The sequence below is a fragment of the Cupriavidus sp. 22TCCZM01-5 genome, assembly GCF_057798915.1.
The window spans coordinates 66,582-81,245 of the sequence record NZ_JBYOJR010000026.1; the positions used below are offsets into that span (position 1 = coordinate 66,582).

Annotated in this window: 14 protein-coding genes; 11 read left to right on the top strand and 3 right to left on the bottom strand. The window is 67.2% G+C overall.

The features are described 5' to 3' along the window. Window positions 1–58: 58 nt before the first annotated feature. Both AC3FNH_RS22305 and AC3FNH_RS22310 read left to right on the top strand, forming a co-directional pair. Window positions 59–952 (top strand): sterol desaturase family protein, encoded by an 894-nt coding sequence (locus AC3FNH_RS22305; protein WP_488721589.1) that lies wholly within the window; start codon window positions 59–61, stop codon window positions 950–952. 30 nt (window positions 953–982) lie between these two features. After that, window positions 983–2,431 (top strand): coniferyl aldehyde dehydrogenase, encoded by a 1,449-nt coding sequence (locus tag AC3FNH_RS22310; RefSeq protein ID WP_488721590.1) that lies wholly within the window; start codon window positions 983–985, stop codon window positions 2,429–2,431. 105 nt (window positions 2,432–2,536) lie between these two features. Here the strand turns inward: AC3FNH_RS22310 and purM are convergent, their stop codons facing one another. Further along, a complete protein-coding gene (gene purM, locus AC3FNH_RS22315; RefSeq protein ID WP_276098401.1) occupies window positions 2,537–3,589 on the bottom strand; it encodes a phosphoribosylformylglycinamidine cyclo-ligase in 1,053 nt (350 codons plus the stop codon). 157 nt (window positions 3,590–3,746) lie between these two features. On the opposite strand from purM, the gene AC3FNH_RS22320 reads away from it, so the two are divergent. The 9 genes from AC3FNH_RS22320 (at window position 3,747) to AC3FNH_RS22360 (ending at window position 11,395) form a co-directional block, all read left to right on the top strand. Beyond that, window positions 3,747–4,817 carry an AI-2E family transporter gene (locus AC3FNH_RS22320; RefSeq protein ID WP_276098402.1) on the top strand — a complete coding sequence of 357 codons (1,071 nt, stop codon included), beginning with the start codon at window positions 3,747–3,749 and terminating at the stop codon, window positions 4,815–4,817. 92 nt (window positions 4,818–4,909) lie between these two features. Continuing rightward, window positions 4,910–5,617 (top strand): DnaA regulatory inactivator Hda, encoded by a 708-nt coding sequence (gene hda / locus AC3FNH_RS22325; RefSeq protein WP_276098403.1) that lies wholly within the window; start codon window positions 4,910–4,912, stop codon window positions 5,615–5,617. Between the two features lie 76 nt (window positions 5,618–5,693). Beyond that, window positions 5,694–6,368 carry a histidinol-phosphatase gene (locus AC3FNH_RS22330; protein ID WP_488721591.1) on the top strand — a complete coding sequence of 225 codons (675 nt, stop codon included), beginning with the start codon at window positions 5,694–5,696 and terminating at the stop codon, window positions 6,366–6,368. 1 nt (window position 6,369) lies between these two features. Continuing rightward, the gene (pcnB, locus tag AC3FNH_RS22335) at window positions 6,370–7,878 is read left to right on the top strand and encodes a polynucleotide adenylyltransferase PcnB (RefSeq protein ID WP_488721592.1); all 1,509 of its coding nucleotides are present in this window, start codon (window positions 6,370–6,372) and stop codon (window positions 7,876–7,878) included. Further along, on the top strand, window positions 7,875–8,402 hold the full coding sequence (gene folK, locus AC3FNH_RS22340) for a 2-amino-4-hydroxy-6-hydroxymethyldihydropteridine diphosphokinase (protein ID WP_276098406.1): 528 nt from the start codon (window positions 7,875–7,877) through the stop codon (window positions 8,400–8,402). The genes pcnB and folK overlap by 4 nt, the downstream gene beginning before the upstream one ends. Before the next feature lie 36 nt (window positions 8,403–8,438). Continuing rightward, entirely contained in the window at window positions 8,439–9,083 is a 645-nt protein-coding gene (locus AC3FNH_RS22345) for a deoxynucleoside kinase (RefSeq protein ID WP_488721593.1), read from the top strand. Window positions 9,084–9,188: 105 nt separating this feature from the next. Then, window positions 9,189–10,010, top strand: a complete 822-nt coding sequence (gene panB / locus AC3FNH_RS22350) for a 3-methyl-2-oxobutanoate hydroxymethyltransferase (protein ID WP_276098408.1) — start codon at window positions 9,189–9,191, stop codon at window positions 10,008–10,010. A gap of 3 nt (window positions 10,011–10,013) precedes the next feature. After that, on the top strand, window positions 10,014–10,712 hold the full coding sequence (locus AC3FNH_RS22355; RefSeq protein ID WP_276098409.1) for an ABC transporter permease: 699 nt from the start codon (window positions 10,014–10,016) through the stop codon (window positions 10,710–10,712). Further along, complete coding sequence (locus AC3FNH_RS22360; RefSeq protein WP_276098410.1) at window positions 10,709–11,395, top strand: energy-coupling factor ABC transporter ATP-binding protein; 687 nt, start codon at window positions 10,709–10,711, stop codon at window positions 11,393–11,395. The genes AC3FNH_RS22355 and AC3FNH_RS22360 overlap by 4 nt, the downstream gene beginning before the upstream one ends. Before the next feature lie 21 nt (window positions 11,396–11,416). On the opposite strand, the gene AC3FNH_RS22365 is transcribed toward AC3FNH_RS22360, so the two are convergent. Further along, window positions 11,417–13,243 carry a chorismate-binding protein gene (locus AC3FNH_RS22365; RefSeq protein WP_488721594.1) on the bottom strand — a complete coding sequence of 609 codons (1,827 nt, stop codon included), beginning with the start codon at window positions 13,241–13,243 and terminating at the stop codon, window positions 11,417–11,419. 148 nt (window positions 13,244–13,391) lie between these two features. Next, window positions 13,392–14,528: a molecular chaperone DnaJ gene (gene dnaJ / locus AC3FNH_RS22370; RefSeq protein WP_276098412.1), complete on the bottom strand. Its 1,137-nt coding sequence runs from the start codon at window positions 14,526–14,528 to the stop codon at window positions 13,392–13,394. Window positions 14,529–14,664 lie beyond the last annotated feature (136 nt).

Here is a 14,664-nt window from a genome sequence, read left to right on the forward strand (position 1 = left end):
GCGCCAACCTAGAGTTTCCGCATAACCGGCATGACCGCAGATATCGGAGACAACGCACATGAACCTGCAGCTACAGAACCTGCTGATCGGCAGCATCATCCTCGGCTTTGCCGTGATGGAATTCGCCACGCGGCGCTACCAGCAAAGCGTGCGCGCCGACGCCAACGACACCAAGCTCGAAGTGCTGATGTTCGTCAGCCTGGTCGCCGTGACGCAGCCGTTCGCGCTGCTGGGCGCCAACTGGCTGTGCAACTGGCTCATGCCCGACATGCGCGGCGCATGGTCCCACCTGCCGTGGTGGGCGATGACGGCGATCCTGCTGGTCGCCGACGACATGACGCAGTACTGGTGGCACCGCGCGTCCCATACGCCGTGGCTGTGGCCGCTGCATCGCGCGCACCATTCGGCGTCGTACATGAGCATCCGCGTCACGTACCGGAACAATTTCTTCTACTACCTGATGATGCCGGGGCTGTGGAGCGCGGGGGTGCTGCTGTATCTCGGCTTCGGCAAGGTCTACGCCGTGTACATCGTGGTCAAGATGATGGTGATCCTCGGCGCGCACTGCGCCTGGCGCTGGGACGAGCCGCTCTACCGCATCCGCGTGCTGCGGCCGCTGATGTGGGTGGTCGAACGGACCATCTCCACGCCGGCCACCCACTGGGCCCACCATGCGCTGACCAATGCCGACGGCATCGGCCACTACAAGGGCAACTTCGGCAACCTGCTGTTCTTCTGGGATGTGCTGTTCGGCACGGCCCACATCACGCGCAAGTACCCGGCCAAGGTCGGTCTCGAAGACGACCGCCGCTTCGGCGCCGAGCACTGGGGCGCGCAGATGTTCTACCCGCTGCGCCAGTCGCAACGCCAGCATACGGCGCTGCGCTTTGGCGGCCAGGCCTACGGCGACCAGGACGCCGCCGCCGATGCCACGGCTGCCGGCAATCCATGACGTATCGCACTTGAATCAACAGGAGAACCCGTGGGTGCCATTGACCTGCTTGCCGATCACGCGGTGATGCCAGAGGAATTCCAGACCTGCTTCGCGCGGCAGCGCCGCGCGTATCTCGCCGATCCGGCGCCCGGTTATGCGCAGCGCATCGCCGACCTGAAGACGCTGTCGCGCCTGCTCACGGAGAACCGCGCGCAGATCGTCGAAGCGATCGGGCGCGACTACGGCAGCCGTTCGGAGTTCGAGACCCTTTTCGCGGAATTCTTCGTCGCGCTCGAATCGATCCGCGACGCGCGCCGGCAGCTGCGCAAGTGGATGAAGCCGCAACGGCGCCATATCGACGTGCTGATGTACCCGGGCGCGCGCAACCGCGTCATCCCGCAGCCGCTGGGCGTGGTCGGGGTCATCGTGCCGTGGAATTTTCCGCTCAACCTCGCGTTCTGCCCGCTTGCCGCGATCTTCGCGGCGGGCAACCGGGCCATGGTCAAGATGTCGGAAAACTCGCGCCACCTCGCGCAACTGCTGGCGCGCGTCAGTCCGCGATACTTCCCCGAAGACAAGCTGAAGTTCTTCGAGGACGGCGGCGGGCGCGGGCCAGCCTTTTCCTCGCTGCCGTTCGACCACCTGCTGTTCACCGGCTCGGGCGCCACGGGCCGTGCGGTCATGGCCAATGCGGCGCGCAACCTCACGCCGGTCACGCTGGAACTGGGCGGCAAGGCGCCCGCGATCGTGGCACCCGACTTTCCCGTCCAGGCCGCTGCCGAGCGCATCCTGTGGGTCAAGATGTTCAATGCCGGGCAGATCTGCACCAATGTCGACTACGTCTTCCTGCCCGAGGACGCGGTAGAAGCGTTCGTCGCGCATGCCAGGCGGCTGATCGCCGAGCGCTTCCCCGATCTCGGCAGCAACGACTACACCGCCATCATCGACCAGCGCGCCTATGACCGCCTGTGGGCATCGCTGGAGGATGCCAGGGCCAAGGGCGCCATGATCGTCGAACTTGCCGCGGGACCGGCCCCCGACGCCGCAACGCGCAAGTTCCCGCCGTGCCTGGTGCTCAATCCGCGCGAAGACATGCTGGTGTCGCAACGCGAGATCTTCGGACCGATCCTGCCCGTCCGTACTTATCGCGACCGGCAGGAAGTGGCCGACTACATCAACGCGCATGACCGGCCGCTGGCGATCTACCCGTTCACGCATGACAAGGCGCTGCAGCAGTACTACATCACGCATGTGATGTCCGGTGGCGTCTCGGTGAATGATGCGCTGCTGCACGTGGCGCAGCATGACCTGCCGTTTGGCGGCGTCGGGCCGAGCGGCATGGGTCACTACCACGGCCGGGAAGGGTTCAACACCTTCTCCAAGCTGCGGCCGGTGTTTTATCAGGGACGGGTGTCGATGGTGCAGAAACTGTTCCAGCCGCCCTATGGTGCAAAGGTCGCGCGGATGATGGAGCTGCTGATCAGGTTGAAGGGGTAGACCACCCTGCCCGACAGGATTCCAAAAGCAAAGGGCACGTGCTGCGCACGTGCCCTTTGCTCGTCAAACGCTGCCGGCGCCCGGCCGGCAAGAACGCTGCGGCGATCAGACCACCACGGTCTGCGCCTGGCCTTCGGCGCGCTCGCGGATCTCGCCGATCTCCCACACGGCCTCGCCGGCCGCCTGCAGATGGCGGATCGCGCGTTCGGCATCTTCCTTGGCCACGATCACGACCATGCCGATGCCGCAGTTGAACACGCGGTGCATTTCATCGTCCGCCACGCGGCCCTGCGCCTGCAGCCACTGGAACAGCGGCGGCAGCGTCCAGGCGTCGCGCTGGAGCACGGCCGTGGTGTTCTGCGGCAGCACGCGCGGCACGTTTTCGGTCAGTCCGCCGCCGGTGATGTGGGCCATGCCCTTGACCGGCAGGGTTTCGATCAGCGACAGCAGCGGCTTCACGTAGATGCGCGTCGGCGCCATGATGGCATCCTGCAGGCGCTGGCCGTGGAAGTCGGCGTTCAGGTCCGGCTTCGCCACGTCAATGATCTTGCGCACCAGCGAATAGCCGTTGGAATGCGCGCCCGACGAGGCCAGGCCCAGCACCACATCGCCCGGGGCGATCGTGGTGCCGTCGATGATCTTCTTCTTTTCCACCGCGCCGACCGCGAAGCCGGCCAGGTCGTACTCGCCATCCGGGTACATGCTCGGCATTTCGGCGGTTTCGCCACCGATCAGCGCGCAGCCGGACAGTTCGCAGCCACGGGCAATGCCCTGGATCACGGTCGCAGCCGTGTCCACGTCCAGCTTGCCGCAGGCGAAGTAGTCCAGGAAGAACAGCGGCTCGGCGCCCTGCACCAGGATGTCGTTCACGCTCATGGCCACCAGGTCCTGGCCCACGGTGTCGTGGCGGTTCAGCTGGAACGCGAGCTTGAGCTTGGTGCCCACGCCATCGGTGCCCGACACCAGCACGGGCTCCTGGTACTTCTTCGACAGCTCGAACAGCGCGCCGAAACCGCCGATGCCGGCCATCACGCCTTCGCGCATGGTGCGCTTGGCAAACGGCTTGATGCGGTCGACCAGGGCATCGCCGGCATCGATGTCAACACCGGCATCGCGGTAGGAAAGGCCTGCCTGGCCAGCGGTCGGGGAAGCGCTCATGGGAACCTGCTTGTGTCAGAGGAGATAAAGTGGAGACTTCGCCGCTCCGACAGCCCCGGCAACGGCAGGGGGCGGGCGCGAGTCCAGTAGAATCGCGATTTTAACGGATACAGGCGCCCCGCTTCCAGTTTCGCCGGTTCCGCCCTATGCGCCCACGATGAACGCTCCCCTGCTGAACGATGAGACCAAGCGCATCCTGCTCTGGATTGCGGTCGCCGCAGGCCTGTTTGCGGCCATCGTCGCGCTGGCGCCGATCCTGACGCCATTCCTGCTGGCGTTCATCTTCGCCTACATCCTGACCCCGGGCGTGGACTGGATCGCGCGCCGCCGTGTGCCGCGCGCCATCGCCGTGGCCTTGATGATCCTGCTGCTGGCGGTCATCTGCGTGGTCCTGGCGCTGCTGCTGATCGCCGTGCTGCAACGGGAAATCCCGCAGTTCCGCGAGCAGCTGCCGATGCTGCTGAAGAAGCTCAACGCCGTGGTGGCGCCGCGCCTGGCCGATTTTGGCGTGCGCGTGCGCTTCGATTTCCCGGGCCTGCGCGCCATGCTGTCGGACCGGTTCACGGCCAGCCCCGAAGACCTGCTGGCGGTGCTGCTGAACTACGCCAAGGTCTCCGGCTCGGCGTTGATCGAGGTGGCCGGCATGGTATTCATCATTCCCATCGTCATGTTCTACCTGATGATGGACTGGCACATGGTGATGCGGCGCATCGAAGGCCTGGTGCCGCGCCGCTGGGTACCGAAGGTACGCGAACTCACCAGCGAGACCGATGTGCTGCTGTCGCAATACCTGCGCGGCCAGATCCTGGTGATGGTGATCCTGGCGTCGATCTATTCGATCGGGCTGACCGTTGCCGGCTTTGACGTCGGCGTGCCCGTTGGCGTGTTCACGGGACTGGCGGTGTTCATCCCGTACATCGGCTTCGGCGTCGGCCTGACGCTGGCCATCCTGGCCGCGCTGCTGCAGTTCGGCGACTGGTACGGGCTGGCCGCGGTGGCAGTCGTGTACGGCTTTGGCCAGTTCATCGAGAGCTTCTACCTGACTCCGCGGCTGGTCGGCGAGCGCATCGGGCTGCACCCGCTGGTGGTGATCTTCGCGCTGCTCGCGTTCGGCCAGCTGTTCGGTTTCTTCGGCGTGCTGCTGGCGCTGCCAACGTGCGCGGTGCTGCTGGTCGGGGCGAGACAGCTTCGCCGCGCGTACCTGGCCAGCGACCTTTATCGGAAATGACGGTAACAACGGGAAAAATGACGGACAATAGTCGGCTTGAGCCGATTCCAAGCGCAGCGCGCGAGCTGCCCCCCGCAAGCAAGCCATACGTCATGTCCCCGCGTCCCAAGCAACTTTCCCTCGAGCTTGGCAGCCCTCCGCCTTCGACCTTCGACAATTTCGTCGTGGCCTCGAATCGCGAGGCGGTGCAGCGCCTGCGCGACCTGCCCGGCGCAGTCGCGCAGGAGCGCGCCGTGGACCGGCTGGTCTACCTGTGGGGCGAAGTGGGCTGCGGCCGCACCCACCTGCTGCACGCCGTGTGCGAAGCCACGCCGCAGACCGGCATCAACTGCCGCTACCTGAGCCCGCATCATCCGCTCTCGGACTTCCTGTTCGATCCGTCCTGTCAGCTCTATACGGTGGACGATGTCGACCTGCTCGACGAAGCACGCCAGATCGCGGTGTTTTCGCTGTACAACGAAGTCCGCGCGCACGTACGCACCGCGCTGGTGGTGGCTGGAGGCCTCGCGCCGCGCGCCATGCCGGTGCGTGAAGACCTGCGCACCCGGCTCGGCTGGGGCCTGGTCTACCAGGTGCAGCCGCTGTCCGACGAGGACAAGATGTCCGCAGTGCTGCAGGCGGCACGCGAGCGCGGGCTGCAACTTTCCCCGGAGATCACGCACTGGCTGGTGACGCGTCATTACCGCGACATGCCCAGCCTGATGGCGCTGCTCGACGCCCTCGACACATACTCGCTGGAGCGCAAGCGTCCGGTGACCCTGCCCCTGCTGCGCGAAATGTTCGCGGAGTTCAGGGAATAGTCGCCCACCAGCCTACCGATGGCCGGCGTGCTGGCTCGCCGACCGGCCCACCTCCCTTAAGGTAAAATCGCGCCCCATGAATCTGGCACTCTTTGATCTCGACCACACCCTGATCCCGACTGACAGCGACCACGAATGGGGCCGTTTCCTGGTGCGCCAGGGCGTTGTCGACGAGGAATCCTATCGCCGCAAGAACGACGAGTTCTACGGCCACTACAAGGCCGGCACCCTGGATATCCAGGCTTTCCTGCGCTTTGCGCTGGCGCCGCTGGCCGCCAATCCGCGCGACCGCCTGGACGCCCTGCGCCAGCGCTTCATGCAGGAAGTGATCGACCCGGTCATCACGCCGCAGGCCCGCGCGCTGGTCTACAAGCACCTGGAAGCCGGCGACCTGTGCGCCGTGGTCACCGCCACCAACAGCTTCGTCACGGCGCCGATCGTGTCCGCCTTCGGCATCAAGCACCTGATCGCCACCGAGCCGGCAACCGTCGACGGCAAGCCCGGGAGCCAGTTCACCGGCGACGTCGATGGTGTGCCAAGCTTCCGCGAAGGCAAGATTACCCGCGTCGACGCCTGGCTCAAGAGCCAGGGCGCGCACTGGGACGATTTCGGCACGACCTTCTTCTACAGCGACTCGGCCAACGACCTGCCGCTGCTGGAAAAGGCCAGCGAGCCGATCGCCACCAACCCGGACGATCGCCTGCGCCAGCATGCCGCCGCCGCAGGCTGGCGCATCATGGATCTGTTCTGACGTGATCAAGAAGCTCATCAACCGGCTGCTGGGCAACCCCGGCCCCAAGCAGCGCCGCACCGGCCGCGCCCACACGCCGCGCATCGTCACGGCAGACGAACACCGCATTGACCCGACCCTGCTGTCGCGCAATGCCGTAAAAGTCACTTCAACGCTGCAACAGGCGGGCTACCAGGCCTTTATCGTTGGCGGCGCCGTGCGCGACCTGCTGCTTGGCATCAAGCCCAAGGATTTCGACGTCGCCACCAACGCCACGCCCGAGCAGGTGCAGGCGCTGTTCCGGCGTTCGCGCATCATCGGGCGGCGCTTCCAGATCGTCCACGTGACGTTCTATGGCGGGCGCGAGCAGGAAATCATCGAGGTTTCCACGTTCCGCGCGCTGGTCGATGCCGTGGCCAGCGAGACGCTGCCCGAGGGCCGGCGCCTCAAGCGCTCCGAACTCGACAGCAAGACCCATGCGATCGATGCCTCGGGCCGCGTGCTGCGCGATAACGTGTGGGGCTCGCAGGCAGAAGACGCGGAACGCCGCGACTTCACCATCAACGCGATGTACTACGACCCGGCCGCGCAGACCGTGCATGACTACCATCACGGCATGGAAGACATCCGCGCGCGCACGCTGCGCATGATCGGCGACCCGGTCACGCGCTACCGCGAGGATCCGGTGCGCATGCTGCGCGTGGTGCGTTTCGCGGCCAAGACCGGCTTCGGCATCGACGAGGCCACGCGCGAGCCGGTCGCGGGCCTGGCCACGCTGATCCACAACGTGCCCAGCGCGCGCCTGTTCGACGAGATGCTCAAGCTGCTGATGTCCGGCCACGCCTGGGCATCGCTGCAGGAACTGCGCAAGGCCGGCCTGCACAAGGGCCTGCTGCCGCTGCTGGACGTGGCGCTGGAGCAGCCCATGGGCCAGCGCTTCGTGCAGCTGGCGCTGGACAACTCCGATCGCCGCGTGCAGGCCGGCAAGCCGGTATCGCCGGGCTTCCTGTTTGCCGCGCTGCTGTGGCACCACGTGCTGCAGCACTGGAATGCCGAACGCGCGCGCGGCGAGCACGCGATCGCGGCCCTGAACACGGCCATGGACGCCGTGCTGGAAAAGCAGACCGGCCAGCTCGCGATCCAGCGCCGCTTCGTCACCGACATGCGCGACATCTGGGGCATGCAGCCGCGCTTCGAGAAGCGCGTCGGCCGCATGCCGTTCCGCCTGCTGGAGTCGCCGCGCTTCCGCGCCGGTTTCGACTTCCTGCACCTGCGCTGCCAGTCCGGCGAATTGCCGGAGGAGCTGTCCCGCTGGTGGCAGGACTTCCAGGACGCCGAGCCGGACGAGCGCGAGGGCCTGATCGACAACGTGCGCAACGCTCGCGGCCCGGCGGCCGATGGCGAAGGCCCGGCACGCAAGAAGCGCCGCCGGCGCGGTCCGCGGAAATCGGATAAAGTTTCTTCCCGGAGCGACACGGACGCGGGGCAGGAAGTCCATGCCGGCCGCGACCAGCCGGAGGAACATCAATGACACTCGCCTTCATCGGCATCGGTGCCAACCTGGGCGATGCCCGCCAGGCGCTGAAGGACGCCATCGTGTGCCTGGCCCAGCAGGTCGGCATCACGGTGCTGGCACGGTCCTCGCTGTACCGGACCGCGCCCGTCGATGCCGGTGGCGACGACTACTACAACGCGGTGGTCAAGGTGCAGACCTCGTTCACCGCTTGGCAGCTGCTGCGCATCTGCCACCACATCGAAGACCAGTTCGGCCGTGAACGCCCGTTCCGCAACGCGCCGCGCACGCTGGACCTCGACCTGCTGGTGTTCGGTGATGAACAGCACAACGACGAACGGCTGACGGTGCCGCACCCTCGAGTCACCGTGCGTGCCTTCACGCTCGTGCCGCTGCTGGAACTGGCCCCGGAACTCGTCATCCCTGGCGCAGGCCGTGCCATCGATTACCTTGCGGGCGTCGGCGATCAGCGCATCGAGAAAGTTTCCACCTGCAAGTGCATGCGTGCACAGGCCGCCGGCAACGCCGGCGTCAAGGACTGAGCTGGCCGGGACAGTCCCGACCCGCGCCGCAACGCTATGCTCGAACACCTGCGCCGCATCGTGGTGGAAGGTCCGATCGGATCCGGCAAGACCGCGCTGGCCCAGCGCCTCGCGCACACGCTGCACGCGGCGGCACTGCTCGATGGCGCCCGCACCACTCCCTTCCTGGAACGCTTCTACCGCGAACCCGCCCGCTACGCGCTGCCGCTGCAGCTCGCCTGCCTGAACAAGCGCGCTGACCAGCTCCAGCAATGGCAGAGCGCCCTGCTCGCAGGTCAGCGCATGGTGAGCAACTTCCTCTTCGTCCGGGACCGCCTGTACGCATCGCTGACACTGCCCGAGGACGAGCTGGCGCTGTATGACGCGATTGCCGCACGGCTGCAGCTGCCGCCCCAGCGCACCGATCTCGTGATCATGCTGCAGGCAACGCCTTCGCTGCTGCGCGAGCGCATTGCCCGGCGCGGGGCGCCCGGGGAGGCCGCCGGCATCGACGAGCCCTACCTGCAACGGCTCACCGACGCCTACGGCGAACTGTTCCATCGCTACGACGAAGCCCCGGTGCTGATCGTGGACACGGCCCATTTCAATCCGGTGGACAACGATGGGGATTTCCGTACACTACTGACGCGCATCGAGAACATGCGCGGTCGCAGGGCCTTTCTCAATCTGGCTGCGCCCTGACCGCCGCCGGGCCCGCCAAGCGACGCCCGGGGCGGCACATAACCATAACGACAGCCGCGCCGGCCGCCACAACGCCGGGCGCCACTCTCCTGACTCGCCACTGCCATGAGCTACCTCCTCGATCCCACCCGCAAGACCGTCACCATCACCCGGCTTCAGGCCATGCGCGACGCCGGTGAAAAGATCGCCATGCTGACCGCCTACGACTCCAGCTTTGGCGCACTGCTGGACTTCTGCGGCGTGGAAGTCATCCTGGTGGGCGATTCGCTCGGCAACGTGATGCAAGGCCAGCAGACCACGCTGCCCGTGACGCTGGAGCACATGGCCTACCACACCGAATGCGTGGCGCGCGCCAACCAGACCGCGCTGCTGGTGACCGACCTGCCGTTCGGCACCTACGGCACGCCGGAAATGGCCTTTGCCAGCGCGGTCGCGCTGATGCGCGCGGGCGCCCACATGGTCAAGCTCGAAGGCGGCGACTGGCTCGCCCCGACGGTCAAGTTCCTGGTCGAACGCAGCATCCCGGTGTGCGCCCACATCGGCCTGACGCCGCAGTCCGTGCATGCGTTCGGCGGCTTCAAGGTGCAGGGCAAGACCGACGAGGGCGCGGCCCAGCTCAAGCGCGACGCGCTCTCGCTGCAGGGCGCCGGTGCGCAGATCGTGCTGATGGAGGCGGTGCCGGCCACGCTGGCCGGCGAGATCACGCAAATGCTCAAGGTGCCGACCATCGGCATCGGCGCGGGCGCCGACTGCTCCGGCCAGGTGCTGGTGCTGCAGGACATGATCAACGTCTATCCGGGCCGCAAGGCCAAGTTCGTGCGCAATTTCATGGATGGACAGACCTCGATCGAAGGCGCGATCCGCGCCTACGTGGCCGCCGTGAAGGACGGCAGCTTCCCCGCCGCAGAGCACACCTTCTCCGCCTGACCGGTGGAGATCGGCGCCGCCACGCTGGCCGCGTTCCGCCTGCTCGCCAGCGGCGACGCGGCGCTCTGGTTCATTGTCTGGACCTCGCTGATGGTGGCGGTGCTGGGGCTGGCCATCGCCACAGCCCCTGCGGTGGGCGCTGCGTGGCTGATCGCGACGCACCAGTTCCCTGGCCGCCGCGCTGTCGTCGTGGTGGCGCAGGCCTTCCTCTCGTTCCCGACCGTGCTGGTCGGGCTCATCCTCTACCTGCTGCTGACGCGGCAGGGTCCGCTCGGCAGCCTGGCGCTGCTGTTCACGCCAGCCGGCATGGTGCTCGGGCAGGCGGTGATCGGTTTTCCCGTGATCCTCGCGTTCTCGCTGTCCACGCTGCAGGGCGCCGATCGGCGCCTGCAGGAGACTGCGCGCGTGCTCGGCGCGGGGCGCTGGCGCACCTTTTTCACGGTCGTCCGTGAACTGCGCTTCGGGCTGATGGCGGCCATTGTGGCGGGCTTTGGCCGCGTGATTGCCGAGGTGGGCTCGGCGCTGATGATCGGCGGGAATATCGAAGGCTCGACCCGCACCATCACCACGGCGATCGCGCTGGAAACGAGCAAGGGCGAGTTCGCGCAGGGGATTGCGCTCGGCATCGTGCTGGTCGCGCTGGCGCTGCTGGTGAATGTTGCCATGGCCTGGCTGCAAGGCGCCGGAGGCTTCCGCCGATGAACGCCTCGCCCACGCCCTTGCTGACTGTGCGCGGCCTGTCGCGCAGCATCGGCGCGCGCCGCCTGTTCGAGGTCGGCGAGCTTGCCTTTCCGCGCGCCACGGCCATCGTGTTGACGGGGCAGAACGGCGCGGGCAAGACCACGCTGCTGCGCATGGTGGCCGGCCTGGAACCTGCGCCCGGCGCCACCGTGCACTGGACCGACAGCAACGCCGCTGCGCGCAGCGCACCGCTGGATCCGCTGCCGCGCGAACTGCGCGAGCGCATCGCCTACCTGCACCAGCACCCTTACCTGTTCCGCACTTCCGTGCGCGAAAACATTGCCTACGGCCTGCGCGCGCGCGGCCTGCCGCATCATGAGATCGCGCGGCGCGTGGACGAGGCGCTGGCCTGGGCCGGTGTCGCGCACCTGCAGGACACCGCGCCCGAGCGCCTGTCGGGCGGAGAAATCCAGCGCGTGGCGCTGGCGCGCGCCAAGGTGCTGGAGCCGGAACTGATGCTGCTCGACGAGCCGACCTCAAGCCTGGACGGCCAGGCGCGCGAACAGGTCATTGCGCTGGTGCGCGAACTGGCGGCCGAGGGCCGCACCGTGGTGATGATCTGCCATGACCGCGACCTGATCAACCTGCCCGGCGTGGTGCGGTGGAAGCTCGGGGATGGGGTTCTGGATACGCACCATCGCTAGTGGCGCGACCGCTGCCCCGGTCTAGCGCACCGTTGCCCGCATCGCCCCGCGCAGCGAATTCACGGCCACAATCGCCTGCGCGCGCATCAGCATGGCACGCGTCACGATTCCCTCGCGGGCGGTGCCATCGAGCAGGGCATCGCCGTGCTCCAGCATCACGGCCCGCATCACGCCAGGCAGGATGTCCGCGGCCAATGGTGGAGTCAGCCATTCGCCATCCACCTTGACGAACATCGAACTGCGGCCGCCTTCAAGCAATTCGTCGCGCGTATTGAAGAACAAGCGATCGAAGCAGCCGTCGCCTTCCGCAGCCTGCCAGCCGGCGTCATAGACCGCGCGCACGCTGGTCTTGTGGCGGCGCAGGGGATCGGCATCCGGCAGCGCTTCGGCGGCGATATCGAGCATGACGGTCCGCGCCGCCAGCGGCTGCAGCGCCCCGCTGGCGAAGGCGAGCTTGCCAGCTTTATCGACGCTCATCCGCAAACGCCAGTTGCCTGCGCCAAGACGCGCTGCCTCGGCCTCGACAGCTGCCCTGACTGCCGCGCTGTCGAAGGCAAACCCGAACGTCGCTGACGATGAAGCCACGCGCGCAAGATGGCGGTCGAGGCGCAGGCAATGGCCGTCTTCCACACGCATGGTCTCGAACAGCGTGAAGCCCGGATCATGGCGGGTCAGGAAACGCGCCTTCCAGCCGCACTCGGCAAACTCGTCCGCCGCCACGCTGTCGTGCACGATACCGCCGCCCACGCCCATCTCGCCGGCACGCAGGCCGTCCGCCGCGCGCGGTGACAGCGCCAGCGTGCGGATGGCCACCGACATGGCAAAGCGGCACAGGCCGCCATCGCCGGGCCCGGGCGCATCCAGCCATCCGATTGCGCCCGTATAGAGCCCGCGCGGCGCGGGTTCGAGTTCCGCGATGATCTGCATGGTGCGCCGCTTGGGCGCGCCGGTAATCGAGCCGCACGGGAACAGCGCGCCGAACAGATCGCCAAAGCGCGTATCCGGCCGCGCGGTCGCCGTGACGGTCGAGGTCATCTGCAGCACGGCACCGAATGGCTGCACGACGAAGCGGTCCGGCACCGCCACGCTGCCCGGCTGCGCGATGCGGCCCAGGTCATTGCGCAGCAAGTCCACGATCATCACGTTCTCGGCACGGTTCTTGGCATCTGCGGCAAGCGCGGCCGCGGCTTGCGCGTCCTTTGCCGGATCGCCGGAAAGCGGCGCGGTGCCTTTCATCGGGCGCGTGACAAGGCGGCCATCGCCGTCATGCTGGACGAACAATTCTGGCGACAGGGACAGCACCCAGGCATCGCCCGGCAGGCAGGCCAGTACCCCGAACGGCACCGGCTGCGCGGCGCGCAGGGCGGCATAGAGCGCGCGCGGGTCACCGAAGGCCGAGAACGCGAGCCGCTGCGTGAAATTGACCTGGTAGGTGTCGCCGGCCTCGATCCATGCGTGGATGCGCGCGATCGCGGCATCGAAGGATTCGCGCGCGGTGTCGGCGGTGATATCCATGAGCCCGGCGGGCGCCTGGGCATCCGGCGCCGGCAGCCAGGCCCGCACTGCGTCGCATTCCAGCCGCCGCATCTCGCGGAACCACAGCAGGCGCACGGCGCCGTCATGGAACGGCAGCCTGTCATCCGTATGGGCAGGCGCACCGACCAGCGCACCGCCGAATTCATAAGGGGCAAACAGCGTGGCATGCCAGCCGTGGCGCCAGCCTTCGGCGAGCAGGGTGTCGAGTTCGGCGGGATTGCTGCCGGCTGGCAGCAGGTCTTCGCGGACCAGGCCGGTGTACAGGCGCGACGCCGCTTCGCCGGGCGATGCGGTGGCATCGTCCAGCAGCACGAAAGGTTCGGAATCGGGACAGGAATGCGGGGAAGGCACGGCGGGGAGCGGGGAAAACACAGCGCCTGCATTATGCGCTGCCGGCCCGCATCGCGGGCACAAAAGCAAACCGGCCACGCGCTGGCGTGGCCGGTCTTGCGGGGTCGGCTTAGCTGAAGAAGCTCTTCACCTTGTCCAGCCAGGACTGCTCCTGCGGACTGTGGCGCGAGCCGCCTTCATGCACCGAACGGTCGAACTGGCGCAGCATGTCCTTCTGGGACTCGGTCAGCTTGACCGGCGTCTCGACGTTCACATGCACGTAGAGGTCGCCCGGATAGCCCGAACGTACGCCCTTGATACCCTTGCCGCGCAGGCGGAAGGTCTTGCCGGACTGCGTCGCCTCGGGCACCGGGAAGGTGGCCTTGCCGTTCAGCGTCGGCACTTCCAGGTCGCCGCCCAGCGCCGCGGTGGCGAAGGAGATCGGCATCTGGCAGTGCAGGTCGTCGCCATCGCGCTCGAACACCGCGTGCTGCTTGATGTGGACTTCCACATACAGGTCGCCCGGCGGGCCGCCGTTGATGCCCGGCTCGCCGTTGCCCGACGAGCGGATGCGCATGCCCTCGTCGATGCCGGCCGGAATCTTCACTTCCAGCGTCTTCTGCGACTTCAGCTTGCCCTGGCCGTGGCACTTGGTGCACGGCTTCGGGATGTACTTGCCGCTGCCGTGGCACTTCGGGCAGGTCTGCTGCATCGTGAAGAAGCCCTGCGACACGCGCACCTGGCCGTTGCCGTGGCAGGTCGGGCAGGTTTCCACGCTCGATCCGGGCTCGGCGCCCTTGCCGTGGCAATGGTCGCAGTCGTCCCAGTGCGGCACGCGGATCTGGGCCTCGTGGCCGTGGGCAGCCTGCTCCAGCGAGATTTCCATGCTGTAGCGCAGGTCGGCGCCGCGATACGCCTGCGGGCCTCCGGCGCCACGGCGCCCGCCGCCCTGCTGGCCGAAGATGTCGCCAAAGATATCGCCGAAGGCCTCGGCAAACCCGCCGTAGCCGCCGGCGCCGCCGAAGCCGCCCGCCATGTTCGGATCCACGCCGGCGTGGCCGTACTGGTCGTAGGCCGCCTTCTTCTCCGGGTCGGAAAGCATCTCGTAGGCCTCTTTGACCTCCTTGAATTTTTCCTCGGCATCCTTGCTGTCCGGATTGCGGTCCGGGTGGTACTTCATCGCGAGCTTGCGATAAGCCTTCTTGATCTCGTCGTCGCTCGCGTTCTTGCCTACCCCGAGCACTTCGTAGTAGTCACGTTTTGCCATGGTGGCTCATTACCTTTTGGCCCGGAACCGCCACTGCAGCGGTTCCCGGCGAATAGCAAAAAAGCCGAGCGAGGCATCCGACCGCGGTTTCCCGCTGGGTCCGATGTCCGTCGCCCGGCGTCGGGACGGGGCGGCG

Bases quoted from the DNA above. Each gene is read 5' to 3' on its own strand.
- AC3FNH_RS22305 (WP_488721589.1), top strand. From the start codon at position 59: ATGAACCTGCAGCTACAGAACCTGCTGATCGGCAGCATCATCCTCGGC.
- purM (WP_276098401.1), bottom strand. From the start codon at position 3,589: ATGAGCGCTTCCCCGACCGCTGGCCAGGCAGGCCTTTCCTACCGCGAT.
- AC3FNH_RS22320 (WP_276098402.1), top strand. From the start codon at position 3,747: ATGAACGCTCCCCTGCTGAACGATGAGACCAAGCGCATCCTGCTCTGG.
- hda (WP_276098403.1), top strand. From the start codon at position 4,910: ATGTCCCCGCGTCCCAAGCAACTTTCCCTCGAGCTTGGCAGCCCTCCG.
- AC3FNH_RS22330 (WP_488721591.1), top strand. From the start codon at position 5,694: ATGAATCTGGCACTCTTTGATCTCGACCACACCCTGATCCCGACTGAC.
- folK (WP_276098406.1), top strand. From the start codon at position 7,875: ATGACACTCGCCTTCATCGGCATCGGTGCCAACCTGGGCGATGCCCGC.
- AC3FNH_RS22345 (WP_488721593.1), top strand. From the start codon at position 8,439: ATGCTCGAACACCTGCGCCGCATCGTGGTGGAAGGTCCGATCGGATCC.
- panB (WP_276098408.1), top strand. From the start codon at position 9,189: ATGAGCTACCTCCTCGATCCCACCCGCAAGACCGTCACCATCACCCGG.
- AC3FNH_RS22360 (WP_276098410.1), top strand. From the start codon at position 10,709: ATGAACGCCTCGCCCACGCCCTTGCTGACTGTGCGCGGCCTGTCGCGC.
- dnaJ (WP_276098412.1), bottom strand. From the start codon at position 14,528: ATGGCAAAACGTGACTACTACGAAGTGCTCGGGGTAGGCAAGAACGCG.